The 25,901-nt window shown below is 48.0% G+C and carries 28 protein-coding genes and 3 pseudogenes; 19 read left to right on the forward strand and 12 right to left on the reverse strand.

The annotated features are described in order from the left end of the window. Positions 1-102: 102 nt before the first annotated feature. Positions 103-765, forward strand: coding sequence for a hypothetical protein (locus IVG45_RS03145; protein ID WP_230874731.1), 663 nt, complete (start codon positions 103-105; stop codon positions 763-765). A 156-nt stretch (positions 766-921) separates the two neighbouring features. Here IVG45_RS03145 and IVG45_RS03150 read toward each other — a convergent pair whose 3' ends face one another. Continuing rightward, positions 922-1,131, reverse strand: coding sequence for a hypothetical protein (locus IVG45_RS03150; RefSeq protein WP_196436446.1), 210 nt, complete (start codon positions 1,129-1,131; stop codon positions 922-924). 119 nt (positions 1,132-1,250) lie between these two features. Between IVG45_RS03150 and IVG45_RS03155 the strand changes: the two genes are divergently transcribed. The 5 genes and pseudogenes from IVG45_RS03155 to IVG45_RS22535 form a co-directional block, all read left to right on the forward strand. Next, entirely contained in the window at positions 1,251-2,033 is a 783-nt protein-coding gene (locus tag IVG45_RS03155; RefSeq protein WP_196436447.1) for a zinc-dependent peptidase, read from the forward strand. Positions 2,034-2,156: 123 nt separating this feature from the next. Next, positions 2,157-2,720: pseudogene (locus tag IVG45_RS03160) on the forward strand (cation:dicarboxylate symporter family transporter). An 87-nt stretch (positions 2,721-2,807) separates the two neighbouring features. Beyond that, entirely contained in the window at positions 2,808-3,302 is a 495-nt protein-coding gene (locus tag IVG45_RS03165; protein WP_196436448.1) for a hypothetical protein, read from the forward strand. Beyond that, the gene (locus IVG45_RS03170) at positions 3,295-3,525 is read left to right on the forward strand and encodes a DNA polymerase beta superfamily protein (RefSeq protein ID WP_230874732.1); all 231 of its coding nucleotides are present in this window, start codon (positions 3,295-3,297) and stop codon (positions 3,523-3,525) included. Before IVG45_RS03165 ends, IVG45_RS03170 begins: the two co-directional genes overlap by 8 nt. 22 nt (positions 3,526-3,547) lie before the next feature. Beyond that, a pseudogene (locus IVG45_RS22535) lies at positions 3,548-3,787 on the forward strand (transposase); the annotation flags it as partial. Positions 3,788-3,951: 164 nt separating this feature from the next. Here IVG45_RS22535 and IVG45_RS03180 read toward each other — a convergent pair. The 4 genes from IVG45_RS03180 to IVG45_RS03195 all read right to left on the reverse strand — a co-directional run bounded on the left by IVG45_RS03180 (position 3,952) and on the right by IVG45_RS03195 (position 9,535). Continuing rightward, a complete protein-coding gene (locus IVG45_RS03180; protein WP_196436450.1) occupies positions 3,952-5,031 on the reverse strand; it encodes an ADP-ribosylglycohydrolase family protein in 1,080 nt (359 codons plus the stop codon). Continuing rightward, entirely contained in the window at positions 5,000-5,845 is an 846-nt protein-coding gene (locus IVG45_RS03185) for an IS110 family transposase (protein WP_230874733.1), read from the reverse strand. Before IVG45_RS03185 ends, IVG45_RS03180 begins: the two co-directional genes overlap by 32 nt. Positions 5,846-6,797: 952 nt before the next feature. Then, positions 6,798-8,333, reverse strand: a complete 1,536-nt coding sequence (locus IVG45_RS03190; protein WP_196436451.1) for a GTPase — start codon at positions 8,331-8,333, stop codon at positions 6,798-6,800. Next, entirely contained in the window at positions 8,330-9,535 is a 1,206-nt protein-coding gene (locus tag IVG45_RS03195; RefSeq protein ID WP_196436452.1) for a GTPase family protein, read from the reverse strand. Before IVG45_RS03195 ends, IVG45_RS03190 begins: the two co-directional genes overlap by 4 nt. Positions 9,536-10,349: 814 nt before the next feature. Between IVG45_RS03195 and IVG45_RS22540 the strand changes: the two genes are divergently transcribed. Further along, positions 10,350-10,940: a sigma factor-like helix-turn-helix DNA-binding protein gene (locus tag IVG45_RS22540; protein ID WP_230874734.1), complete on the forward strand. Its 591-nt coding sequence runs from the start codon at positions 10,350-10,352 to the stop codon at positions 10,938-10,940. After that, a pseudogene (locus tag IVG45_RS22545) lies at positions 10,912-11,627 on the forward strand (RNA polymerase sigma factor). Before IVG45_RS22540 ends, IVG45_RS22545 begins: the two are co-directional and overlap by 29 nt. On the opposite strand, the gene IVG45_RS03205 reads toward IVG45_RS22545, so the two are convergent. Next, a complete protein-coding gene (locus IVG45_RS03205) occupies positions 11,624-11,920 on the reverse strand; it encodes a hypothetical protein (protein ID WP_196436453.1) in 297 nt (98 codons plus the stop codon). The pseudogene IVG45_RS22545 and the gene IVG45_RS03205 overlap by 4 nt on opposite strands. 748 nt (positions 11,921-12,668) lie before the next feature. Between IVG45_RS03205 and IVG45_RS03210 the strand changes: the two genes are divergently transcribed. Genes IVG45_RS03210 through IVG45_RS03225 form a run of 4 tightly spaced genes read left to right on the forward strand, consistent with a single transcriptional unit; the run spans position 12,669 to position 14,724 of the window. Then, positions 12,669-13,142 (forward strand): VOC family protein, encoded by a 474-nt coding sequence (locus IVG45_RS03210; RefSeq protein ID WP_196436454.1) that lies wholly within the window; start codon positions 12,669-12,671, stop codon positions 13,140-13,142. A gap of 9 nt (positions 13,143-13,151) precedes the next feature. Next, complete coding sequence (locus IVG45_RS03215; RefSeq protein WP_196436455.1) at positions 13,152-13,661, forward strand: SRPBCC family protein; 510 nt, start codon at positions 13,152-13,154, stop codon at positions 13,659-13,661. A 42-nt stretch (positions 13,662-13,703) separates the two neighbouring features. After that, positions 13,704-14,237: an SRPBCC family protein gene (locus IVG45_RS03220; protein WP_196436456.1), complete on the forward strand. Its 534-nt coding sequence runs from the start codon at positions 13,704-13,706 to the stop codon at positions 14,235-14,237. Position 14,238: 1 nt separating this feature from the next. Continuing rightward, positions 14,239-14,724, forward strand: a complete 486-nt coding sequence (locus IVG45_RS03225; protein ID WP_196436457.1) for a VOC family protein — start codon at positions 14,239-14,241, stop codon at positions 14,722-14,724. Positions 14,725-15,180: 456 nt separating this feature from the next. On the opposite strand, the gene IVG45_RS03230 is transcribed toward IVG45_RS03225, so the two are convergent. The 4 genes from IVG45_RS03230 to IVG45_RS03245 form a co-directional block, all read right to left on the reverse strand. After that, entirely contained in the window at positions 15,181-15,915 is a 735-nt protein-coding gene (locus tag IVG45_RS03230) for a VPLPA-CTERM sorting domain-containing protein (protein WP_196436458.1), read from the reverse strand. Positions 15,916-16,247: 332 nt separating this feature from the next. Further along, positions 16,248-16,748, reverse strand: a complete 501-nt coding sequence (locus IVG45_RS03235) for a type II toxin-antitoxin system VapC family toxin (RefSeq protein WP_196436459.1) — start codon at positions 16,746-16,748, stop codon at positions 16,248-16,250. Further along, positions 16,748-17,518 (reverse strand): hypothetical protein, encoded by a 771-nt coding sequence (locus tag IVG45_RS03240; protein ID WP_196436460.1) that lies wholly within the window; start codon positions 17,516-17,518, stop codon positions 16,748-16,750. The genes IVG45_RS03235 and IVG45_RS03240 overlap by 1 nt, the downstream gene beginning before the upstream one ends. 171 nt (positions 17,519-17,689) lie before the next feature. Further along, on the reverse strand, positions 17,690-18,358 hold the full coding sequence (locus tag IVG45_RS03245) for a recombinase family protein (RefSeq protein ID WP_196436461.1): 669 nt from the start codon (positions 18,356-18,358) through the stop codon (positions 17,690-17,692). A gap of 148 nt (positions 18,359-18,506) precedes the next feature. Here IVG45_RS03245 and IVG45_RS03250 point away from each other — a divergent pair, with 148 nt between their 5' ends. The 6 genes from IVG45_RS03250 (at position 18,507) to IVG45_RS03275 (ending at position 21,509) form a co-directional block, all read left to right on the forward strand. After that, on the forward strand, positions 18,507-18,944 hold the full coding sequence (locus IVG45_RS03250) for a hypothetical protein (RefSeq protein ID WP_196436462.1): 438 nt from the start codon (positions 18,507-18,509) through the stop codon (positions 18,942-18,944). Beyond that, positions 18,916-19,233 carry a hypothetical protein gene (locus tag IVG45_RS03255; RefSeq protein WP_196436463.1) on the forward strand — a complete coding sequence of 106 codons (318 nt, stop codon included), beginning with the start codon at positions 18,916-18,918 and terminating at the stop codon, positions 19,231-19,233. The genes IVG45_RS03250 and IVG45_RS03255 overlap by 29 nt, the downstream gene beginning before the upstream one ends. Next, on the forward strand, positions 19,233-19,805 hold the full coding sequence (locus IVG45_RS03260; RefSeq protein ID WP_196436464.1) for a hypothetical protein: 573 nt from the start codon (positions 19,233-19,235) through the stop codon (positions 19,803-19,805). Before IVG45_RS03255 ends, IVG45_RS03260 begins: the two co-directional genes overlap by 1 nt. Positions 19,806-20,006: 201 nt before the next feature. Then, positions 20,007-21,065 (forward strand): hypothetical protein, encoded by a 1,059-nt coding sequence (locus IVG45_RS03265; protein ID WP_196436465.1) that lies wholly within the window; start codon positions 20,007-20,009, stop codon positions 21,063-21,065. An 83-nt stretch (positions 21,066-21,148) separates the two neighbouring features. Further along, entirely contained in the window at positions 21,149-21,313 is a 165-nt protein-coding gene (locus IVG45_RS03270) for a hypothetical protein (protein ID WP_196436466.1), read from the forward strand. Between the two features lie 31 nt (positions 21,314-21,344). Then, positions 21,345-21,509, forward strand: coding sequence for a hypothetical protein (locus IVG45_RS03275; protein ID WP_196436467.1), 165 nt, complete (start codon positions 21,345-21,347; stop codon positions 21,507-21,509). Here IVG45_RS03275 and IVG45_RS03280 read toward each other — a convergent pair. Beyond that, positions 21,499-23,214, reverse strand: a complete 1,716-nt coding sequence (locus tag IVG45_RS03280) for a DUF6538 domain-containing protein (RefSeq protein WP_196436468.1) — start codon at positions 23,212-23,214, stop codon at positions 21,499-21,501. The genes IVG45_RS03275 and IVG45_RS03280 overlap by 11 nt on opposite strands. Positions 23,215-23,489: 275 nt before the next feature. Here IVG45_RS03280 and IVG45_RS03285 point away from each other — a divergent pair, with 275 nt between their 5' ends. Continuing rightward, positions 23,490-24,680, forward strand: a complete 1,191-nt coding sequence (locus tag IVG45_RS03285) for a tyrosine-type recombinase/integrase (RefSeq protein ID WP_196436469.1) — start codon at positions 23,490-23,492, stop codon at positions 24,678-24,680. Here IVG45_RS03285 and IVG45_RS03290 read toward each other — a convergent pair. Further along, complete coding sequence (locus IVG45_RS03290) at positions 24,672-25,787, reverse strand: Fic family protein (protein WP_196436470.1); 1,116 nt, start codon at positions 25,785-25,787, stop codon at positions 24,672-24,674. The genes IVG45_RS03285 and IVG45_RS03290 overlap by 9 nt on opposite strands. Between the last annotated feature and the right edge of the window lie 114 nt (positions 25,788-25,901).

Here is a 25,901-nt window from a genome sequence, read left to right on the forward strand (position 1 = left end):
CCGATTGAAACCTGTTGCGGATTTCAATACTGAAATAAGTTTGTGCCAATAACCTTATAATCCTGACTGTTTTTGTCGGGAATTCGATAAGTTGTCGGACTCTTGTTAAACATTCCGGCGAATGGGCTTTTTTTGCAGGTTTTGGGTTTGCCAGGGAAGCACTATCGTTTTATATTTAATGATTTAAAAACAAATAGTTACTGCCTATTTCCGGTTTATTATTTCCAGATTTTGAAGCCGGTTGGAATTGGTCATGATTTTGCTTGGCTCTTAATGTCTTTACAAATCAAATCGACTAAGGGGAATGAAATGTTTGAACACAAAAATCTTGATGGCGCTTGGAACCGCGTCGTTTCTTCAGCAGATGCATTTCTGAGCGGCGATATTCTTGAATGTCAGGATATGGTTGGCTCCGAACCCGAGAAAATCAGCCGTCAGCAATATGCTGTGATCGGCCAACGGCTGGTAGAGCGCTGCCTGCCGCCGAAAGCCCTGGGCGAAACCTGGGCGCACGACGCCGGCAAACTGCCTTGGTGGGAATCAGTTAAAAACCCGCCGCATATGGGGATTATCGCCGACTTCAACAGCCACAACGGCGGCCTGCATCGTATACCATTCGACGCCAATCATAATGTTGTTGGCTTTGCTAACGAGGGCGAGGAAATCGTTCTTGTCAAAGGTATGTACACGGTCAGCCGCAAAAGCGATGGCAAAGAGTTAAGTGCTGCATCGAAGCTTCAATTGCGAGAGCTGTATTTCACGTAACCGCCGGTGTGATTGGCACAGGACTGGGTTGAGCAAGGCGAAACCTACCCTGGATGGCGCTTCTAGGAATCCAGCCTGCAAACTTCAGGCTGGATTCCCGTTTTCGCTGCGCATTCGCATCGCTAATATGGCCATGCACACAGGTGATGGCCTACTTTAGCCAAGTGCTAATTCGTGCTCATCAAGGAAGGAGTTTTCTTTCTCGAAAACGTTTATAGACTTGATCTGACTGGAATGGGGTTTTCCTGCCAAAATCTCCAGCAATTCACGAGGGAGCGTTAATTCAAACCCTATGTGAAAATCTTCGGTATCGCGTTCATTCGCCAAAACACTGTAACCGATTAGTTCTTTAATCTTGTCAAACAAAACAACAACCTATTTAAATTCACATCAAACGTCTAGTGTAGAGCAGGAACATGACAGAAATGTGACAAGCTCATTTCGTCATTCCCATATCGTTTTCCATTACGTCATGCTGATTGATCTTGAATATTTTAAAACGCGCCCGCATCCGCTATATCCTGCATCGTCATGCCATCGCTCATGGCTTGTGGCTGGAGATTGTCGATCATTTAAGTCTGTTGCAAGGCCTGACTGCCGTTGAAAAAGCCCATCTACGGGAACTGACGACCTTGTTTTTGTATGAAAAAAATTTTATCGGGGCTCAAGGTTTTCAACTGACTGACTACATGCGAGTAGGCATCGCTGTGCAAACCTGCCTGTGCATATTGGAAATTGGACTGAGCTGCTTATCAGGTTGGACGGATGTCATTGTCTACCGAGGTCCTTTTCGCGTGAGTCGGGATACGGCAGATGCCGTTGGTGTCGTTCATCATCAAGACCACGTCTTAAGCGGCGAATCCTGGTCGCGCGGGCCAATCGTGCTATCCTGGGCTGATGTTGAGCAGGATATGCAGCAAAGCCCTCGTAATGTCGTGATCCATGAAATCGCCCATAAACTGGACGCATTGAACGGAACTACCAATGGTTATCCGCCATTGCATTATGGCATGTCTGTATCCGAATGGACGGAGGTCATGAGTCAAGCTTATGAAGCTCTGAATCATAGCCTCGAATACCAATATAACAGTGGGTTAGACCCTTACGCGGCCCACAGTCCTGCTGAATTTTTTGCGGTGGTCAGTGAAGTTTTTTTCTGTCATCCAGAACGGCTGGATAGCCAATTTCCCGAAGTCTATCGGCAATTGCAGTTGTATTATCGTCAAGATCCTAAGCGGCGATTGCACGCTGCTTCCAGAATGATTTAGCCAACTGAATTCATGCATGAAACTACTCAAGAAGCCTGCTAACACCCCAAAGTCCAATCTTTATGCTTGGGTGATCGTTGCCATTGTTTGTGGCGGACTTTTGGGTTAGGCGCAGGGGCAGTCATGGCATTCACGATCGGCAAATATGGTGTAGAAGCCCTCAAGCCGCTGGCGATGCTAATGGGCAGTTTTTATTTGACCTGTAGCTTGTTTGTGGTGGGGGTTTTAGGTGTTATTGGTAGAATGACCCAATTGAGTATTTTTAAGTTGCTTCGCTACATCAAAGAAGAATTGCTGATCGTTTTAGGGACTTAATCATCGGAATCCGCCTTGGTGCCGCTGATGCATAAATTGGAGCAGTTGGGCTGTCCGCGTTCGGTCTTGGGTTTGGTCACGCCATCCGGTTATTCGTTTAACTTGGACGGTACCAATATCTATTTGACCATGGCGGCGCTATTTGTGGCACAAGCCTTGAACATCGAGCTTTCACTGACACAACAGCTAACGCTTCTGTTGGTCGCCATGCTCACCAGCAAAGCGGCTTCAGCCGTGACAGACGCTGGATTCATTACTTTAGCCGCTACCTTGGCTTGTTGTACCGACGGTGCCGGTTGCCACATTGTCTCTGATCTTGGGCATCGACCGATTCATGTCCGAAGCACGGGCGATCACCAACATGATCGGTAATGCCGTTGCCACCATTGTGATCTCGCATTCGGAGCAAGAATTGGATCGGGAAAAGTTACAAGCTGGATTGAATCGACGGACCAAAACATGAAAAAACTTCTGCTATCTATACTGGCGATCATCCTGATCATTGAAGAGTGGCTTTGGGATGCATTATCTGCCTTTGGTCATGTTCTGATTAGGCTGCTCCACCTGGAAGTTGTAGAACGCTGGCTCAGTCAAGCTTCGCCGCACGTCGCATTGATGGCGTTTACGATTCCGCTTCTGATTGTGACGCCAATCAATCTCGCCGCCTTTGCGCTACTTGCACATGGCCTGATTTTGCAGGGCGTATTGCTGGAAATCGTCGCTAAACTTTTGGGTACGTTGCTGGTTTCAAGGGTGTTCGCCCTGACCAAACCACAGCTCCTTACTTTTAGGGTTTTGGCCTTTGTTTACGCGACAATTAGGCGTTGGTTGCGTTGGGCTCATCAAAAAATAACGGAAACCAAGGTTTATAAGATCGCCAAAGCGCTGAAAGCCGAGGTTAAGCAGCGTTTTGCGGCTTGGTTTAAATCAATAAAGCACCATGCCAATGATTGATAATCCTTTGATCCCCGAAGTAACCAGAGCCTTAATTAACGCTCGTCTGCATGTCATTGCCAAAGCACATCAAATTCAAATCCTCTATGCCTGCGAATCTGGCTGTCGGGCCTGGGGCTATCCGTCGCCTGATAGCGATTACGACGTGCGATTTATTTATGTTCATCCTTTGGAATGGTACCTGTCGCCCGTTGACTACGAATTGCAGCTTAAAGCTGCTTAGCTGTGTGTCCGGAAAAGTGTTGACACATCACAAAGGCTCGGCCATTGACGGCCGCACAACCCGACACGACGGTTACCGCAAGAGCCTCAAAATCCGCAAACGGATCGAAGAAGTATTCGGCTGGGCCAAGACCGTTGGCCCGCTACGGCAAACCAAATTCCGTGGTTTGAAGAAGGTCGCCGCGCAAACGATTTTTACCTTTGCCGCTTATAACCTGACGCGAATGGGGGCCATTTTCGGCTGGCGTTACAGTACCGCCTAGGCGGTCGTGCGCCTGAAATCCGCCAAAAGGCGGAATTTAACCCCCTTCGGGGCGAATATAATCGGCTAAAACCGAGTTTTGAAGCCTGATCGGGCTTCCAGGCTGCCAAAAACTCGAAAAAGGGCAGCGAATCCGAAGGTATGCGGGCAATTTTCAACAGCCTGTTAATAGGGGGGCAGCAAACGCCGAAAGCCATGCATCAGTACCAGAAGGAAGAATCCAACATTTCTGATTGCCAGACCAGTGATTGAGAGGGAATGAGCTTTGTCTGGTTTTCCACTCTGGACGGCCATGACTGCCTTTCTTGCCAGATTTTCCATCCAGAAAACTGTGCGAGGCCATTCAATCAGGTCATCCAACCATTGATGGGGAATACCTTGTTTACCGACGCCGGCTCCGATAATGGCTCCCAACATGGCAGCAGTTGTATCCGTATCGCCACCACAGCGAATGATTGCCCGAAGAGCGCTATGAAAATCGTTAGGATAGGACTGCCAAGCGTGCAGCACGGCCGGCACGCTGTGATAAACGTAACCGGTTACTTCCTTTTGGCAACCCAATTTTTTTACAAATTGTTCGGTAGATTCTCCGATATTGACGCTCTCTCGGATCATGATCGCCAGCTCTTGCAGTTCATGACCCGCTTGGAGATGTTCTCGGGTCAAGCGTGCTAAATCTTCTATGAATTCGTCGAAAGATTGATGTCGCATTGAGTTTCTGGCGGCTAATGCGATCGCGAGCGCCCCACATTCTGCTTTAGGATCGGTATGGGTTAGTCGAGTGCTAATCCGAACAAACTGTTTCAACCGGTTTTCGTCCTCAGCGAAGCAAACACCTAATATCGCACTTCGCATGGCAGGGCCATTGCCGGCAGAATAAACACCCTGGTATTTTTTTGGCAGAAATAGCCATAGCTTGAGAATGGAACGGAGCGTGCCTAAGCCGATCCCAGCGGGAAGCCCAGCTAACCACCACCGCAAACGCCAAGCAAAATCCCGTGCAAAACTTTGCTCATTACTGCCAGATACGAGTATCGATTGGGTAATCATGCAGGTATGTTCGGTGTCATCGGAGCAGAGCCCTTTGCCCAATAACAGATGATAGCCATCCAAGGATGGAAACCAGCGGCGTTGACGACGTCTGGAAAGTCCTTCACAGGGCAAACCTAAGGCATCACCAACAGCGGTTCCCAGGATACTGCCAATAGCGGCTTCAGTTAAATCCTTTGCGTTTCTTGTCGACATACTCCCCCAGTGTCACCATGGCCGGCATATAGAGCGCTTTGCGCAGGAAGGCATGGCCGATTTTGGAAAGCCTGGGTTTGCCCTTGATGCTACTGCCCGATTCGTATTGCCTAGGATCGAGTCCGGCAAAAGCTGCGGCTTGTCGGCTATTGGCGAAGCGCGAGGTATCAGCATAGAACGCCAGGATAATAGCGCTGGTGCGCTCACCAATGCCGGGGATGCTGTCGAGCAGTTCGCGTTGTTGCTTTAGATCGGGATGGTGGTCGATATGATCGTTGATGGCGTCAATCAACTGCTGGATAGCGGCATCTAGCCAATTCAGATGCTGCTGAATGTCCTCGCGCACGGCTTCGCGGGCTACCTGTAAGCGGTTGCTTTCTTGGGTGCGCATGGTTTGTAAGGCGTCAAGGCGTAACACGAGTGCGCGTAGTGTCACTTCGGCCTCGCTACGCGGTTGCCAGACAGGCGGTTGACGCTCGGCGCAGAAATCGGCGATGAGCTTGGCATCAATCGTATCGGTTTTACTGCGGGTGAGCCGTGAAGCACCATAGGCCTTGATTTGCGCAGGATTGACGACGCTGACGGTTAAGCCGGCGGTTGCCAGATGCTGAGCAACGTCTTCCCAATAAATGCCGGTCGCTTCCATGCAGACGTGCACGGATTCGGCTTTTTGGGTGTTTAACCACGTCAATAAAGTCGCAAAGCCTTCGAGAGAGTTGGGTATGACTTTGGCGCGAGACTTGCCGCTCGGCAAGCGTAACGCGCAATCCAGCTTGGCTTTTGAAACATCGATACCGAGATAAAAATGGGACATGAAAACCTCAAATGATCTACCTTGTGAATACAGGCTGCCGGAATCCGGGCCGAAGAGACTGTCCGATCGTTGATCGAGGGTGGGTCACTGCTGCAATGATCTACGCGGGGGATTTAAAAATCCAAGCTCCGATACGGCATCCAGTGACCCAAACCTGAGGCGCCCCTCAGGTGTGTTTTCACGGTTGATTATCCCTTGAAAAGCACGGTTTGATAATACAAGGTCCGATTAGCGACAGCGTAATCGGACGCATGTTTTGATTGAAATACCTTTAGGTTTAATGGTTTCGCTATCGCGAAGCTTGATTTAACGCCGGTTCGCGGACCGGCAACCGCGATACTTTTCTTTGCTTGTCCAAAGAAAAGTATCCAAAAGAAAAGACACCCGGATGCCGCTTATTCCCTGCGTTCCTCGCTTTCGGCGGGGGTTGCCGGAAGGCACGTCCCTGTTACCTCCGGCAACGTGCGGCATCCATGCCGCACCCCTTTGGGCTGATCCCGCCGAAAGCTCCGGTACTCGGCGCGGCATACGGGACTAACCCCGTTTGACTGGTAACCAAGCTCCAGCTTGGTTACGCGATTTTGGAAGCTCTAGCTTCCCGATCAAATCAATGAAAGCTGGAGCTTTCAAGGCGTCGTTCCCAAACCGGAGTTTGGGAACCAGATCATGGTAGCCGAGTAGGGTGGGCACGGTTTGTGCCCACGCGGCATTGTTTTAACTGGTAACCAAGCTCCAGCTTGGTTACTTGATCTTGGAAGCTCTGGCTTCCCGACCAAATTAATGAAAGCTGGAGCTTTCAAGACGTGATTCCCAAACTGGAGTTTGGGAACCAGTTATGTAGGCCGGAATAAGCATAAGTGTTTCCTGCGCCTACCGATATGCCAATGTCCATGGAATGCCTACCCCCTCTGGCTAACAAGATTGTGTATTAAAACGATAGCCTTGGATTTTTTCAAGGCAAGCTGTCTCCAATTTTGCTTAAAAACCATCGGCTAGAGTTAGTCACTTGCCGCCACAACTGACTCCACTTCTCCTTGGTTTTGGCGTCCTTCAAACATCTTAGTAAGCGCGCTCGATTGGCTTCATCCATTTGCCGCCCCATGGCTAACAATAACGAATCGATGTTATAGGGTCCCAAGCCGTCGTTATGACTCAGGCTAACCGGAACGATGAGCGTATTTTCAAGTAGCGATAAATCCAGTTGAATAGCATCCATGGCGGCCCGAATGTTGGCGGCCTTGGCACAATTGGGCTCGACCACATCATAGGGTGGCTGCCATTCTCGAACCGGACGCAGCTGATCGATATGTGTAACCGCCACTATCATGGGTGGAATTTTTCGGTTTGGTTGGTCCTTGAAGTGTTGCTGAAATTCCTGTAGAAACCGGCGATCAGCCGATCTAGCGGCATTATTGGCATTACAGACCAATATGACCAAATCGGTTTTATCTAACTCTTGCCGATTGTCAGCCAACCAAGCGGTGTTTTCGCCATAACCCGGCGTGTCGAAAATTAAGCCGGAAAACCGGCCTTCGCTCTCCAGTACATAGGGTACGATGGCGTCCGTGCAAGACACCACATCTGCCGCCGCGCGTGGCGAATCGAACAAGCTATTGATCAAGGTTGATTTGCCGGCATTGGTTTGTCCGGCCAGCAAAAACCGTAACGGTTCTTGGTTCGATGCCGTCTTCAGCGCTTGTTGACCGTCTTCCTTCGACTTGGCTGACAAGACATCAATTTTTTGCGGCTCTACCGCCATGCGCCCGCTGTACAACAAAATCGCATAATGCCCTACTTTCTGAATATACATCTCCAGCAGCCAATCTTGAAGCCGGGGCAGCGTTAAGGCTAACACTTTGGTTTGGGCATAATTTTTAGCTTCGTATAAACCGCCCGTCAGGGGATTTAATATCAGCCGGCCTAAACGAAACGCTGCATTGGCATCACTCAAATGATCCAGCCAACGCTGAAGATTCAATCCATCGGCCAAAGTCACTACATGGCTAAGCGGAAAATTGCTCTGAATTTGTTCATGCAAATCATGGCAAACCTGCTCGGCCATACGCAACAGCTCGGTAACCGGTATATCCATTTCAGGGTGCTTAGCCTTGGGACGATAATGGCGAGCCACCAACACCAATACCTGCTGACCAATCGCCAGCCAGGTATCGATTTGATCCAGTTTTTGCCGAGTCTCTTGGCTAATCCTGGGTATCGAAGCCCGCACCGCGTCCCAAGCCGCTTGGTCGCGTTGCGAAAATGGGGTGTCGAATTTAATAGCGTTATCGGCGAACGGCTTTTTTTGATAGCGATTGAGCTGACGTGCCGCAATCCAGACCATGCCGGCACACAATAGCGCCAGATTTAGCCATAGCCAAAACCAGTGTTGTTGCCATACCCACCATGCCCCGATCACCAACAAGACCAAGAAAGGGATTATCCCAATAACCAATAATGCCAACCAAGGCCATAGCGCATGTTTCATCATGATTCGGATTTTTGCCTGAAGCGTGCTTTTAGCAGTTCGCGCCCACGTTGTAACTGTTCTTCATAAACCGCCTTCAGCATTTTCTCGGTAAACGCATGGCCTTGTTGAGTTTGAGCGTAGTAATAGCCTAAGGTCATGCCCAATGCATAGGTAATGGCGGCGGTGGATAGCCCGGAAATCAAAGATCCCCAGCCGGGAATCAATTTGGCCAGTTCGCGTGCGCCATAGCCAATGCTCAGCCCACCGATACCCACCGCACTGATCACTTCGTAAACGCTCCGTTTCGTCAGCGACACGCCATAAATCGAAGCAATGCTGTGAAACATTTTGCCTTGTACCGCGACGACCAAGGGTATGCCGGCGGCCGGAATTGGGGTCATCGCCAACAGCCCGGCGGAAATGGCATAACCCATCACATGGGGATAAGCATGTTGCGCATAGACATCGTTGAGTTGAGCGGAATGCAATTGGTTTTGCAATAACATTTGCCGCAAGCCCATCGGTAGCGCTGATTCGATGGCGGACCATAATGCATCCAGTCCGTAGTGCACCGGGGCATAGCCATCTTCCGCCTGCGTCAAATCGACGGCGACAAATTGTGCGTTTAAGGCTTTGAAATGCTGCCTTTGCACGCTGATCGAGCGGGCCAAATCCGCTGGGCAATGAATGTCGAATTGATCGCCTGAAAACGGATAGGGTTGAGGATGGTTCGTGGCCTTACTCGGATAGCCTTCATGCAGACAGGTCTGTATGACGAGTAACGGCCATTCAGGATGAGCCATCCGGACTGCTCGAGTTGCCGATAGCACGCCATCCAGCTCATGATCCATCGCTTTGATGACAACCACTAGCAAATGCGCTTGGCTCTGACACCAAGCCATGTCTTCGCTGGGATCATAGTCCGCTTCGCCCAAACCCTTGGTATCCAGAAATCGCACGAAAGCGGTATCTTCGTTGGGAAAGTCAAACACCGCCGACTGCCGTGTACACGACCGAAAGCCTTGCCCAATCTCGGCGCGACTCGAACCGGTTAAAGCTTGAATGATCGAGGACTTACCGCTTTGTGTTTTACCTAATAACCAAAACACCGGAATCGGCATATTTTGACGCGCTTGTTCCAGCTTTTCATGTAACTGGCTATCCGACACGCTGGGATTGAATATTCGATTTATCCAATCCCTGTTCAAAAGTTTATTGATCATAGATTTATTTTGTTACAAAGCGACGCTGGTGATATTGATTGTAACCAATTCAACCGGTTTCAATGGTCCGACCTTTATTTAGGCTGAAGTCTGGCGGCTCATGGTGTTGGATGTTAACCGGTTTAATGGTATGCCGGAACATCGGGAAAGGGGTTTATTCGGCCGGGAGTTTAAGCAGGATCGAAACAACTTGAATCCGCGGGGGTGAAAAGGAGTATAAGTTTAGTATCGGATTGTTTCGATTCGTTGGTGTTCACTGGCAAACAGGCATCATTTCCATGATTTTCAGAAAAACCCCATCAATAGTTTGGAGCAGGCACCATGAGTAAGATGCAAAAAAGCAATAAAGAAAACAAGAAACAACCCTCCCTAAGCCCTAAGGAGAAAAAAGCCGCGAAAAAAGCCAAGAAAGAGTCTATTGGTCAATAAAGGCAAACTCGGCTCGAAAGCCGGCGCAAATTCGACACTAGCCAGGTTCAAAACATAATACGGCGTGGGCACGATAAAGTGCCTACCCTATCCATCTTTGGATAACAATCATTTTCCCAAAGCATGGGATCGGGTTGATTACAGTAAATCCGCGGATGCGCCAATGCACGGGACGCATTTTTCAGGATGTTGAAGTTTGCCATCGCTTGGTAGGCCTATAAAATGGCTTCGAGTACACTTCCGCTTGCCGCGAATTCGGGTGATCGAATGGCCCGATCATCCGTTTTTCATCGGTACCTTATTCGCGTCGCAAGCACGGTCCGTGGCTGAGAAACCGCATCAGGAGTAGGTATTAAAGGGTCTGATGGCAGTCTTAAATTCTGAAATGAAGCAACCTGACAATACCCGTGTTCGTATGATAGACGCGACTTACCGGACGCATGCCCGTGCCGTATTTGCCGCCTTGATCCGTTTGCTGAAGGATTTCGATGTCGCGGAAGAAGCCCTGCAGGATGCCTTCAAGGCCGCTTTGGAACAATGGCCGAAGGACGGCGTTCCGGCCAATCCCAAAGCGTGGCTGGTGTCGGCCGGCCGGTTTAAAGGCATCGACATTATCCGCCGCCGAAGTCGGTACGCGGCTTTGCCGGACGAATTCGAAGACCAGTTAAGCGCCGATGATACCGTTGATTACGACAGCGAAACTATCGAAGACGACCGTTTGCGGCTGATCTTTACCTGTTGTCACCCGGCGTTATCGCCCGAGTCTCGGATTGCGTTGACCTTGCGCGAAGTTTGCGGTTTAAGGACCGAGGACATAGCCAACGCCTTCCTGATTCCGGCACCGACCCTGGCACAACGCATCGTGCGGGCTAAAACCAAAATCCGCGAAACGCGCATCCCTTACTCAAATACCGGCGCCGGACAGGTTGTCGGAACGTCTGGACAGTGTGTTGCACGTCATTTATCTGATTTTTAACGAAGGCTATTTTGCTTCTTCCGGCGATTTATTGACCCGGCCGGACTATCGGCGGATGCCATTCGCCTGGGTCGGTTATTGGTTGAACTATTGCCGGACCCGGAGGCCGTCGGCCTGCTGGCGTTGATGCTGCTGCAGGAATCCAGGCGAGCGGCCAGAACCTTACCCTCCGGCGACTTGGTGCTGCTGGAAGATCAGGATCGCAGCTTATGGGATAGTAGCCGGATTGCCGAAGGCGCCGCTCTGGTCGAACTGGCGTTGGTCTCGCAAAGTTACGGCGTCTATACCGCGCAAGCCGCCATCGCCGCCGTTCACGCCAACGCCTCCAGCGCGGCAGTCACGGACTGGCGGGAAATCGTCGCGCTGTACGATGTGTTACTGGGCATCCAATCCTCGCCGATTATCGAACTGAACCGTGCCGCCGCAGTGGCCATGCGGGACGGACCGGCCAATGGCCTTGCCTTGATCGATGCTTTGCTGAGCCGGGGCGAGCTGACTCGATACCATCTGGCCCATTCGGCCAGGGCGGATTTGCTACGGCGGCTTGGACAAACGGAAGCGGCCAAATCCGCTTATCAGATCGCGCTCCAGCAGGCTCAACAGGAACCGGAACGGCGCTTTTGGGAACGTAGGCTGGGCGAATTGGGGGGTGAATGGTCAGGCCCGACCAATGATTCCCTAAGTTAATCTTCAACCTTAATATTTATGTTCGGCGCGGGGGCTGGAGCTGGTTCTTTAATCACTTGAACTGGGCCAGGAACTTGAACTTCTCGGACTGGGCCTGGAACTTGAACTTCTCGGACTGGACCTGGAACTTGAACTTCTCGAACTGTTGTTTCTGGTGGTAATACACGGCCAGTGCCTTGAGTATGAGTACTTTGAGTAGAATGTGTTTCTTCGGTTTGTTGTGTATATTCTGCGTTTGCGTTGACAGAGATGCCAAGTGCAGCGAATATAATTACTATAATGATTTTTTTCATGTTTTTTATAAATTTAATATTGAGTTATAATTCGGTGGTATTAAACCAGTTATTGAGCCAATGAACGACTCACCATTAATGATAGTGAATTGTCAAGAAGTCTTCAGTGCGCTGACGTACATAGCCCGAAATATCTCCATTTCCCGATTTCTAGCTAACCGCAATTAGGCCACTTTGCGACATTCAATGATTTCAGTGTGTGGCAGCAGTTAAAACCGAAAGCAGCCGTTTAACATTTAATTTAACGGGAGTGTTAGTACGTTTCGATTAAGTTCAACAAGGAATTAGATAGTTAACCAGTATATCTGCTGACAAATGTTGTTCTACACAATAAGCTCTTGATCAGTACAGGATTTTCTATTCCGTATATCATCGCTGTCAGGCGATTATGGCCGATGATGATCAAATTGCAGTCATTGGATCAGATTAAACAATTTGTCCGCAACGCGTCGAACTGAAGCGACCATTGTCCGATCCTGTCTTGATAAATCGTATTATTTTTTTCAACCAGTGTACTCTCATGGTAAAGCTTACTTGGCAGATGTAAATACTACCAAATGAGCAAATACGCTCATCTATTTACCGGGGATGAATAGGCGTGCTTCGCTTTGTGCTGGCTTTGCAACTGAGTTTTGATGGAAGATAATTAGCCGCCTAAAAAAAATTTTTTTCACACCCTGTCGATTTGTCACATCCTGGTTCGACTATAGAGAAAATCACCCAACCCTTAAGCCAAGGAGTCAAGACCATGAGCAAAACCGTCAACCCTGTCCCCGAGCATTGCCCATCCTTAATGCCGTATCTGACTGTCCGCCGCGCCGCCGAAGCGATCGATTTTTATCAGCAGGTTTTCGGTGCGGTGGAAGTCATGCGGCTGAACGCGCCGGATGGCAGCATCGGCCATGCCGAAATCAAAATCGGCGACGCCGCCATCATGCTGTCGGAAGAAAATCCGGCCTGGGGCTCGCAAGCACCGGAAACCTTGGGCGGCAGTCCGGTCACGCTATTTTTGTATGTAGCCGACGTCGATGCGACGGTTGCCGCCGCCATCCAAGCCGGCGCGAAGGAAACGATGCTGGTGGCGGACCGTTTTTGGGGAGATCGCACCGGCCAGGTGATCGACCCTTTTGGGCATCATTGGCACATCGGCACGCATATTGAAGACGTAGAACCTAGCGAACTGCCACAGCGGATGGCCGCAGCCTGTTATGCGGATCAATAGGAGCCTACGATGAGCAACGTAATCAGCGACGTTTTTAACCCGGAGTTTGACCTTAGGTTTGAACGCATTGTCGATGTGCCACCGGAAAAAATCTGGGCGGCTTGGACTACGCCGGACTTGCTTAAACCGTGGTTTTGCCCGTTGCCGTGGCGCACGGTGGCCTGCGAAATCGATCTGCGGCCAGGCGGCAAGTTCAACACCGTGATGCGCTCGCCGGAAGGGAGGGAGTTTCCGAACAGCGGTTGTTACCTGGAAATTGTGCCGAACCAGCGGCTGGTTTGGACCAATGCCTTGCTGCCCGGCTTCCGTCCGGCCGAATTGCCGGAATCCGACGGCAGCTGCGGTGCGTTCGCTTTCACCGGCGGTATTATCTTAAACCCGCACCCGCAAGGCACACTCTATCTGGCGGTCGTTCTGCACGCCGACCAGGCGGGACGCGACCAACATGCCGCCATGGGTTTCGAGGAGGGGTGGGGGAAAGCGCTCGATCAAATGATAGCGATGATCAAGGCCTGGTAAGCGGCATATCATTTTTACGACTTAGCTTTTTCAGGAAATCTCATGACCGAAAGCATTCTTATCGCGATCGTCCTGGCAGTCATCGGTATTCTGGTTTATGTCGGTAAAAAGCCTGACGATTTTCAAATTCAGCGCTCGATCACCATCAACGCTACGGCGGAAAAAATCTTTCCGATGATTAACGACTTGCGCATCAGCCAAACCTGGTCGGCGTGGGAAAAAGTCGACCCCGGCATGCAGCGCCGTTTCGACGGGCCGGCAAGCGGTATCGGGGCAAAATATGCCTGGAGCGGTAACCGGGAAATCGGCCAGGGGGAAATGGAAATCGCGCTATCCAGTCCGAATACGAAAGTCCGCTATCACATGCATTTCATCAGGCCGTTCGAAGGCCGTAGCGATATCGACTTCGACTTATCCGAAAACGGTGGGCAAACGCGGGTGACCCAGACCATGCGCGGCAAGAGCGCCGGAATATTACCCAAGCTGATGTGCGCCTTGTTCTTTGACCAAGACAAGATGATCGGCGGCAAATTCGAACAAGGCCTGGCTGCCTTAAAAACACTTATGGAGGCTTGATATGCAACGAATTACCCCTTGTTTATGGTTCGACCATCAGGCCGAGGAAGCGGCCGTTTTTTATACCGACATCTTTAAAAATTCGAAGATTCTGGATACCGCTAGATATACCGAGTCCGGCCACGAACTTCATGGCATGCCTTCGGGTTCGGTGATGACCGTCAGTTTCGAGCTCGACGGACAATGCTTCACCGCGTTGAACGGTGGCCCGGTATTTACTTTTAGCGAAGCGATTTCCCTGCAAGTCGATTGCGAAACGCAGCAGGAAGTCGATTACTACTGGGAAAAGCTGTCGGAAGGCGGCGATCCCAATGCCCGGCAATGCGGCTGGCTCAAGGACAAGTTCGGCGTATCGTGGCAAATCGTGCCTAACCTGTTACCGAAACTTTTGGCCGACGCCACCAAGGCCAAACCGGTCATGGATGCGGTGTTTAAAATGCAAAAAATCGATATTGCCGAATTGCAACGAATTGCGGCCGAGCGCTAATGATGGACCAGCTTGTGGACGCAATTCAGGGAGGCTTTGCCGTCTCTTGGCTCCCAGGCCGGGAATAGAATCACACGCCAAGGCGGAAATAAAAGACGTTTTTACGTCTTATCAGGTAGGGAATTTTTGCCATAATGACAAGCCTCTTTGTAGCAGGGTTTTGTAGCAAACACCGCTTTTTGAGGCTCAGAAACAAAAAAGCCCTTGATAAACAAGGGCTTTTTGGTATATGGCGGAGAGCTAGGGAAAATACGCGCAAAACCATAACCCATTGTTTATTAAGCTCTTTCTGTTATTGAAAGAAAAGGTCTGTATCATTGCTCTCCGCCACATGATACCCATTAGGCATCGGTAAGGCAATCGGAGTTGTGAATAAAAAAGCCACCGCATAAGGTGGCTTTAATTCCGATAATGCATTCAGCGTTGAGTGTGTAATTCACGCTAACTTAAAAGAAATTAAGTTGGGCGCTTTTTTCTGCCCAACATACCTAGACCAATAAGGCCGGATGTGAACATGAGAGTTGCAGGCGGTAAAGGCACGTGAGTTAATTGAGTATCGCGGATTAGAAAACTACCTATATCGGCTGAAGCTGGATACCATACTGGAAGGGTGTAGTTCAATCTTGTATAGCCTTTGTTTGCCGGGTGTGGGAAGTTTTGAGTTGGAAAAGCTATATAGCGATCAATAAGACCTAATAAATTATTACCTGTAGCAACTAAATTCGGGTCTTGATATAGATAACCAAATGATCTAAAAGCATATGCATCAATTCCATCCTTAGCGTAATAATCGTGCGAGCTTGGGTAGCCAATTGAATTGAAATACACTTTATAAGTGTCACCTAATAATGCAATGACAGGGTCAAGCACCTCAGGAGTGTTATATATGTTATATCCAGTGTATGTCACGAAATCATAGCCTGTGACGTGATTTATAAATAGAAGTAAATCGCTTTGTCTAGCGTAATGCCACCCTTCTGCAGAAAGAATGCTATCGGATAATACTTCAGAATAAGTTCTATTAGATGTAACTGTTAAATCTAGCCAATCCAAGCCAGTTTCAGTGTCGGTTGTGAAATTAGATTGATGAATTAAAGATGCTTCCGACTTTAGCGGACTTGCCGCCAGCAAAATAACATATAAGGTAAGAGCGTTAAAGTTAGTTTCAACAAATCCTAAGTGTTTTTTCATTGATGTTGGCGGATGATTGTTATTGGAATGATAGCTTTATGTAATTGGTCGGTAATTTTACGATAGTGACTTGTAGTCATGTCCTTACAAGTCAGCAAGAGTGCCAGAGTCTTTTTACCATTCTCTACTGCTGAGTCAACCAGCTTTGACAGTCAATTTTACTGGTTCAGCTCGTTAGCCAAATCTCCTTACACCCTATACGGAAACCCCCCTCGATATTTTCCAATTTTCACCCTTGAAATTAACGTCTTCCAGACCGTTGATTTGTATATACGAAAAACACTAGAAATCAGTAGAGTTGGAATTGGTTTTTATAGCAATATTAAGAGTGGTCAAGCCTCGTCAAAATCGACGTCACATTGAAACGGAATAGATGGTATTTCTCTTACTTCAATACTGTCACCGGCGAAGTTTTTTAGTTTGTTGTCGTGGCTATAAATAACATCGGCTTTTTTGGCTATGGCGGTTGCTACAATCATGCAATCAGCTTTTAGTTCTTGTCTAGTAGCTTGTAGATCGTGTTGTGTATTTTTAATTATTCCTGAGTATTTTTTTTCTCGCCAAAGCTTGGCAAAAAGAGCGGAGGCCTGATAGTCATAAGGGCAAATCTGAAAACCTTCTTTCAACTTATTAACTACTAACGAGTGTTGGGTCGAATCTATTCCCGTTAGGAATTCTCCGACAACTATAGACGGAATCATCATCGTTACTTTATTTTTTCGACATTCGGAAAAAAAGGCTTCACTTCTTAATATCATGTCCTCTTGACCCGGAGTTGAGTATTTCCGAATTCCCCAAAGAATAGCGTGCATGTCTAGACAAATAAGTTTCATTATTTGTCCTCGTCATAACGAATATTTGAAACGTATTTCTCAACATCTGTAATATTGTTTAACTGATCGCCTATAATATTGGCTAAATCTTTAAATATCATATTTACATCCTTGCTTTGAAATTCCTCTGCTGAGGTTATTTTAAATTCTTCTAATTCAAGGGTTTTTGAATCCCATTTCGCGAGCCCGTAAAATCTGGCTAAGGAATACAGTTGATGTCCAAGTTCTTTTGCAACATCTTCTGGCACTTCGCAGTAAATTGTTGACCCATCTGTAAGCTCGATCATTGCTTTTGGTTTTTTTCCTCCGACACGGATGACCTTGCCAATTATTTCCGATAGCCCTTCAATGTAGGTTGGGGTTGGTATTTCTGTGCTAGGAGTAATAGTGGCTATTTCAAGTTGATTACCAATTCCAAAAATTGCATCACAATTATGCTTCCTTGAAAAATTAGAAATAGTCTGTAAAGATTTTAGTGTGTTAGATGTTAAAGAATCGAACTCATTATTGTTAATAGCTTGGGTTGTTGTTATCAATATAGGAATTATAATGTTTGCTAGTGAGGTTTTAAAATTTAATCCTATGCTTTTGTCCTCAATTTCCATAATTCCAACGACAATATCATCCTTAGATAAAGTTGGCTGAGATTTTAAGGTCTCATAAATTACCATATCTTCTATCGATTCAAGAATTTCAGCAATTTCCCTTGAGCGAATTAATCCCGGGCTTATTCCTTTGCCTTTTAGTCTTATTCTTATAATATCTTCCATATATTTACTCGCTATATTTTGCTTAAAACAGTTATAGTTTAAGCTGTTCGTGTAGCTATTTTGAATTAACAAAAAGCATGTCGGTTAGTTCTTATAGGATGAATTTTGGCTGATTACATGATGTCGATCAATAATAAACGAGAACGATGATAGCTACTTGTTATTTTTTGATCATGATTCAATCCTAGCTCTTACTCGTTGTAATTGAACCAGTGACCATGCACCTCCGCGAGCGGTTTTGATGCCAAGCTGATTCAATTCGTCACACATGGCACGTTGAGATAGTCCTAGTCCCTTCATTCCCTCGATAATGCCTTTTAACTTATTGGCAAACTCATCGGCGGCTTGCTGGCGCTGTTCAATGTTCGGCTTTAGGTTTGCAGCGCCAGCAGCTCCTAATACTACGCCGCGCGTCTTAGCAATTGCCAGAGCGTCTTTAGTGCGTTGACTGATCCGCTTTGCCTCATGTTCCGCAAATGCGGCCATGATATGTATAGTCAACTCGTTAGCCTCTGGCATGTCACAAGCGACAAAACGCACCTTGCTCTCCATTAAGCCAGATACAAAGTGAACATTACGAGCCAACCGATCAAGTTTAGCGATAATTAATGTAGCTTTTTGCTTTTTGGCCGCATCAATGGCAGCTTTGAGTTGGGGGCGCTTGTTCATGGCATCAGAGCCTTTGCCGGTTTCAACTTCAGTGAACTCTTGCGCTAAGTCCCACTGTCCACCATTCAGATAGGACATCACTGCTTGTTGTTGAGCCTCAAGTCCTAAACCCGACTGGCCTTGTTTTTGTGTGCTCACTCGATAGTAAGCAATAAATTTGCCGGTTGCCATGACTTTTATCCTCTTTGACTACATTACAAGACGAACGTTTAATACGTAGTCAATGATAGTGTAACGGCTGTCTTGATGCAAATGTTTTAGACACCATTACCGAAATAATGTTACAATGTAGCCTCACAAATTTGACAAGGAGTGTAAATTGAAGAAGCAAGGACGAAAGCCGGATGGGGTCAGGGCTTTAACTTCAGCGGAAAAGATGCAGCGGCAACGCGCCTTTGATCGTATCCGCAAAGAAGAGCTTGAACGCAACGGCTGTAAACAAGTCGAGATAGGTCTTCCGCCTATTTACTGGCTGGCGCTACGCGAATCATTATGCAAAGCCGAGCCGGACACACTGGAAGACGCATATTTAATCAATGGGCAAATCTGTTTGGCTATCGAAGAGTTTGTCGAAAGGCGGGCAGAGATTCACCCCAGCTCAACATTGGCAAAGTTGTTCAATAGTGAACACTGGAAGCCAGCAAACCAGCTTGATTTTGAAGTGAGTTATATTCACACCAAGCTAAGCATAAGCAAATTTATCATGGATCAAAACGAAAGGATTTCGAATGAGCACAACACCAATCTGGCTAAATAAATCTGAAGCAGCCACCTACCTACATCGGTTACATGAAGTGACGGTTAAAACGTTTAACCTAAAACAGAACAGGCCAAATTTTCAATCGCTAATCAACGAAAATATCCGTAATCCAAACTCAGGCTCAGCAATTGCCAGCGGACGACCTCGAGGCAACAAAGCCAAGTTTGGAAGCATTCCGCATATCCGCATAAATAACAGGCCGATGTTTTCCAGGCAGCACTTGAAAGAGTGGTTTATCAAGTGCTATCTGCCCACAATGAAGGCTAAATCCCAAAAGGCTGCTTAATGACAGGTCGGCTCAAAACCGCCGACGAACTGAAACAGGCCGTCATTCTTCGGGATGGCGGCTACAGTATCGCGGCCATATCAACTAAGACCGGCATCAGCGCCAGCACCCTATCAAGGCACTTCAAAAAGCACCGTGCAGCAAAGGGAGCATTGACAGGTGAGGCTATCGAACAGGCCAGACAGGAGCTTTTGAACGATGCCGGATTCATCAACGACATTAAGCGGCAAATTGCAGCGGTCATAGTTGACGACCTAGCGCACTTCGCCCGGTTGCGCGAAGCAATGGCGCTAACACTCGAAGGCCTGATGACTGACAGCACCTTGCCGGCACACTACAAAACGCGCGGACTTGCCGCACTCGCTACCACATTAAGGCTAACTCAAGAGGCGGCACGTAAAGCCCTTGCCATTGACGACCAACCCATTGATCAAGATGCTATTCCAGTCTTGACTATCTCTGAACTGACAGCCGAAGAGATTGAAGAGATGCATCAACAACAGAGGGAGATGGTGCAGGCTACAACCATCAGCGCCAACTATGACGACGAGGTGATAGAGACGTTCGATTGATAAGTCAGCGGTGACGTAACGACGGCTCGGGCACGATATACCGATACCCTTAGAAAAAAACCGACTTAGGGGAGGGTATTTTATTCATCGTCCAGAGTCATTTTGAAAATCCGGACCAAATTCAAACAGAAACCCCGGATCATGGACAACAAAAAGCCCCAATCGACGCGCCAACGTCCGGGGCTTTCATAAGGAACAACTGTGAACAAAGATTATACACGGATACCAGTTAATCACGAAGCGGCTAAAAAACAGCGCGAAACCCTCAGAAAGGCGGCTGAAAAAAATAGCGATTTACACGAAAACAGGACCATAAAACCGACTTATGGACCCCGCCAAATACGAGAGGGCATAAGGGTTGCAAAGGCATTGAGCTGGAAGAATGCCAAGAGAGGGCTAGTATATATAGCTGATGGTAATACCTATGATCTAACCACCACACCATCACACAACATAGAGCTTCTAATCCATCACCTACCAAAAGAAGTATCATCAGGCGCCAGCAACGAAGACGGCAGCCCCATAATGTTACCTTTCACGCTGCCGACCACTTACGAGGGGCTCAGCGCAAAGATCAGCCACACCATATCTGACGACAAAAAAATACATTACGGCGGCGACATCGTAAAGCCCTACCTCTACCAGCTAGCCTTATCAGAACTCGAAACACTGAGCCAAGAACAATACCGGCTGACTCCGTTTGTATTCACCACCAGCAAGGCGCTAGAGCGTCGTTTTCAGGGGCAGCAGAAAGACAGGGTGGACTTTCTCCGCGACAGACTGCAGAAAGCGCTTAAAGAGGCTCTACAGCGCCCGCGTGACAACCCAGTGTCATTCTGGTTCGCTCTTGAAATGGCGGGGCGTGGTCAGCCTCACATTCAGGGCAGCATGCTTATTAGGGTAGACGAGCAGGACGCGGTCAGACAGGCCCTCTACGACCTCAACGGCGAAAGAAAAATGGACCCAGACGAGAAACGCGATTGCTTACGGCTTCCGCTACCCAAGCGAGAAAAGCTCTTTGCTAAGCGTGGTCGTCTCTATACCGATCTCAACTGGGCGGATTACAACTTAAAGGAACGCTCCCGCACCTCTAAAGACTTCAACGACAAAAGGCCAATCGTCGCGGTATCTCAGCCTCTAATCAATCACACGAAAGACTATTACAAACGGTTGCGGAAAGAATTTAACCGCCAATGTCGGCTTGAAAAACGCGCCAGCAAGCTTAAAAAACAGCGTAGTGAACTGTTCGGTTCGTGGTGATAAGTCACCGGTTACTTGTTTTACATCAATGATTTAGTCTGATATTTTGCCAATTCCATCAATCTCAAAATAGGAAAACCAAAGTGAATTCCACTGGAAAAACAGCCAGCAACGCCGAAGATTCAGCAAAGATAATGAAAGAAGCTGAGGCCCATGCTAAAACGCCTGAAGACTTGAAAGCACTCAAGCTGGCGAAACAACTCCTTAAAATGACTGAAAAGGAGAGTAGGGAAATTATCGGCAAATAAGGACATCAAACTTAAAAAGGAGAATGCAAAAATGCAACAAATCACCATCGACCAACTAGCCGACATACTGTTGGCGGCAACCATCATCAGCACAACCAATCACGCCGGAATGCTGGCGCATGAGATCAACCACCCAACCATTGGCAAGGCAGCTACGATACAAGGCGACAATGGCGCTTTTTTAATCAGGGGCTAGGAAATGTAACGCCATAGTCTAGCTGTTCAATGATGGCGCTTAAATCGCCTAAATTGTTATCAACATCTTCAATAATATCAGTGTCGGCATAGCCTAAAGTCGTGCCGACATCCTTACCATTTTCGTCAAGCGTTCCGGCTGTGTGACCAACTAGAGGCTGAATTAATTTTGCCGCTTCATGCTTTTTATGACCTTTATCCATCAGGCGCCTAATTAGGTGGCTGATAAAGGTTGATCGAAGAGAGTGCATACCCAATACTTTCTTTTTGAGCGTCTCGTCTCTTAACTCAGTATCGCGTAAATAATCCCGAAAAAATTCTTCAGCGTTGTAACTTGCCTTACCATCTTTCGGCTTCCAGTAATTGAAAATTCTATCGTGCCCGGCTGACTGTATCTTGTGAAGGTAACTCTCGAATCCGCAACTTAATAGCGTGGAGTGTATCGGAACTTTTCGGTGACTTGAATCATTTTTATGCGATTTCTCTACGCCTTCGCCGCCTTCGGTTTCTTCGGTAAAGTTGAAAAACCATACGCCGCTATCATTATCTTTCAAGATGTCGTGCTTTGGGTTGAGTTGGCATATCTCATTAACACGGGCGCCTGTGAACAGGCCGATCATAGCCAGCCAGTATTTGCACGCTTCTTTTTCTTTTGCCAGATAGCCGCGCATCAGGTCATGATTTAATAACCGCTCAACTTCGGCGGTCTTTAGTGACCGCTGTTTTTCTTCGCCAGCCTCACGAGTGCCACCGAACTTATCGTATTTAATATGCTTGGTTGTCAGTTGAATATTCAGCTCTTCGTGATGCAAAGCCAAATACTCAAAAAACAGATTGGCCGAGCTTACATAAGATGAATTAAACGTCTTTGGTCCAATTAGATTTCCGCCGCGCTGCTTTGCATCCTCGATACGCTCCAGAAAGGTCATGCTTTTAAATGCTGGTGTTTGGCCGCCGCGCCCGCCAGGATACTTAACCAGCAGCTTGAAAAAATCATTGATATCTTTTTGGGTAAGTTGGTCTGCTTTTTTATCGCCCATGTAGCTGATGAACAGGCCGCCGAATGCATTAAGTTTAGCTTTGTTCTCTTCACCATGTTTTGATCCTTTGCCTTTGTATTGATTCACAAATTCATCAAACACAATAGAGAGTGCCGGCGCGTTGTCTATTTTGGCCGCTGGTTGTGCGGCGGCGGTTAAGTTGTTGGCTGGTAGAGTAGGGGATGGGGCTTGATTGCTGGTTAATTTACGGAAAGTCTCAAGCTCGGCCAAAATTTTTGCATGCTCTAGCTCTTTCTTGTGCTTGCGGTGAAGCTCAATATTTTCATTCTCTAGTGCTTCAATCTTGGCGTCTTTGGCAATCCTCGCCTTTGCCTCACGGGCGGCTTGCTGGCGAGCGGCTACCATCTTCAAGCGCGCCTGATCGATGCCTTCTTCAGTTGCAATCTCGTCAATCACTTGCTGAAGCAAATCTTCGTCAAAGTCGTCTTGGAATTCTTCGCGGCTCATTGCAGCATCAAGGTAGAAAAAAAGTATTTTTGCCTCACTAGCCAGCCTATAAGCCAACGGCAGCGCGTCTTTATAGCTTTGGGTGTTTAGTGATTGGGTTAGCTCTCGAAGGCCTAACACCGGGCGCATACGCACAGGAACCCACATTCTGAAATATAGCGTTTCACGGCGTCTGTGAATATGCGGATAATTGGACATCGGCGGCTCTGTCTGTATCACCGCGCTGTAGCAACGCGGTGAAAGAGCCTGATAAATCAAGATGGTCTTTGCTTATCAGTGACTTAGATAAGAAAAGGGAATATGGCGGAGAGCTAGTCCGCCTAACAAAAGTCCGATACCGTTTTTTGTTGTCATAAATTCTTGTTAAAAAACGATAAGTTACAAATTTATTGTCCAGTTTGGTTCGATAAAATATACTCCAATCCGATGCCGAAAGTAGGGTAGGAAGTAGGGTAGGATTTATGAGTCGGATTTTGAATAAGCTGAACGCACGCAAGGTTGTGACAATCAAAACTCCCGGTTATCACAGTGATGGTGGAGGTCTTTACCTACAGGTTAGTCCGACACTTTCAAAAAGCTGGATTTTCAAATTTGTCAGGAATAAAAAGGCCACCGAGATAGGTCTGGGTAGTTTTGGCGATATTTCGCTGGAAGCAGCCAGGGAGCAAGCATCTGAATACCGAAAGCTGCTCAAGCAAGGTCTGAATCCTCTGGTGGAAAAACGGAAAATTGAACGCGAGCTTCATTTGTCTGTCGCCAAGTCAATGACATTTGCAGAATGTGCCGCCGCTTACATTGAGATTAATCGCCATGGGTGGAAAAATCCTAAGCATGCTCAGCAATGGTCCAATACTTTAGAACAGTACGCATATCCAACCATTGGCAAACTCCCGGTCATGGAAGTCGATACGGCACTGGTTGTTAAATGTCTTGAAGGAATCTGGACGTCTAAAAATGAAACGGCCAGTAGATTACGAGGTCGCATCGAGACGGTGCTGGATTGGGCGACTGTAAGCAAATATCGAGAAGGTGAAAACCCAGCTCGATGGCGTGGTCATCTTGACAAGATATTACCTAAACCATCCAAAGTTCAAAATGTCGAACATCACGCCGCATTGCCTTACACGGATATATCGGAATTTATTGTAAAACTAAGAAATCAACAAGGCATAGCCGCGCGATGTCTGGAATTTACGATCCTTACAGCTGCACGAACCAATGAATCCATCGGCGCAACTTGGGATGAAATAGATGTTGTCAGTCAGACGTGGACAATTCCTGTCGAACGGATGAAAGCCAACAAATCTCATCGAGTGCCCTTGTCTCCTCGCGCAATGGCTATCGTTCAGGAGATGGGCTTACTCAAAACGAATGAATTTGTGTTTCCTGGGTTAAAAAGAGGTTTGTCGAATATGGCCATGCTGCAACTATTAAAACGCATGGGCCTCCCGGAACTGACGGTTCATGGATTTCGATCTAGTTTTAGGGATTGGGCCGCTGAAACAACCCATTATCCCAATGAAGTAGTTGAAATGGCATTAGCCCACACGATTAAAAATCAGGCGGAGGCCGCGTATCGCCGAGGGGATTTGATGGAAAAGCGATCTCAGCTCATGGCCGACTGGGCCAGATATTGCGAGCAGGGTAATCAGACTTTAAGGTAGTGTTCCGGTTAAGTTCAAATAGTAGCGAGTATGTTTCCGTTCGCCTGTTCGAATCAATGCGCCCTTGGCGACCAGATCCTGTAGATCACGAGTGGTTGTTGCTGAAGGCGCTCCGGTCATACTCCGATATTTATCGGCACTCAGTCCGCCAGTAAAGCCATCCGGACCCTCCCGAAACATTCTGGCCAAGGCTTTTTCCTGACGCGGACTCAGTTGTCCGCGTACGCGGTCGTAGAGCTTGGTTTTTTGAATTAAAAAATCGATCCATTGGTGGGTGTAATCCTGAGCGGCCATCACCAATTCGGCGAAATACACCAGCCAATCAGTCACGTCGATCTGCTTGTTGGCCATTTCCAAGGCAGTGTAGTACGCATTGCGGTGGCGTTCGATGGTAAATGCCAGCGCGATTAATGTCGGTTGCCCCAGGCATTGGGCCAACGCCTTTTCGGCAATCGCGCGACCGATGCGACCGTTGCCGTCCTCGAACGGGTGGATGCTAACGAAATAAAGATGGGCAATCCCAGCGCGTTGTAAGGTTGGCAAGGGCGTGTTTCCATCAGGTGCCGTGCGATTAAACCAATCAATGAACCGATCCATTTCCAGTGTCATTTGGCAGGACGGCGGCGCTTCGAAATGGACCTTGGGCGCATAAATGGGACCGGAGACAATTTGCATCGGGTCGTCGTGTGTTCGATATCGCCCGACATCTTGTAGGTCGCTACGACCAGCGGTAATCCAGGTATGCCAGCGATACAACTGCTCGTGAGTCATTGGCATGGCAAAGTGCTGGTACAGATCGACCATAACCTCTGCTATGCCTTGTTCGGCCGGCGGGACTTTTCGATGGTCGGTGACTAAACCGAATTGGCGGCAAATCGAAGATTGCAGGCTGTCCCGGTTGAGATATTCGCCTTCAATGGCTGATGTTTTCAAGGCTTCATTGCTGATCAGCTCGATGGTCAGCTGCCGTCTGTCGTCTTCAGACAAATGTTTAACCGCGCCGAATGACACTCCGGCGCCAAGCAACAAGCGCTTTTCAAAATTCTCCAGCTGCGTCGCGGTGTAGGTGAAGTGCGGCCAATCCGCCAGTTGCCAATTCCAGATCATGATCCATACAGAATGATTTTATCGATCATAAATATAGCATTTGTTGAGCTATAAAGGGCCTGTTTAAACATCACGCAGCCTGTATTACCACACTGGGCAAATCCGAGCACTGTA

It is taken from the genome of Methylomonas sp. LL1 (genome assembly GCF_015711015.1).
Lineage (GTDB): Bacteria > Pseudomonadota > Gammaproteobacteria > Methylococcales > Methylomonadaceae > Methylomonas.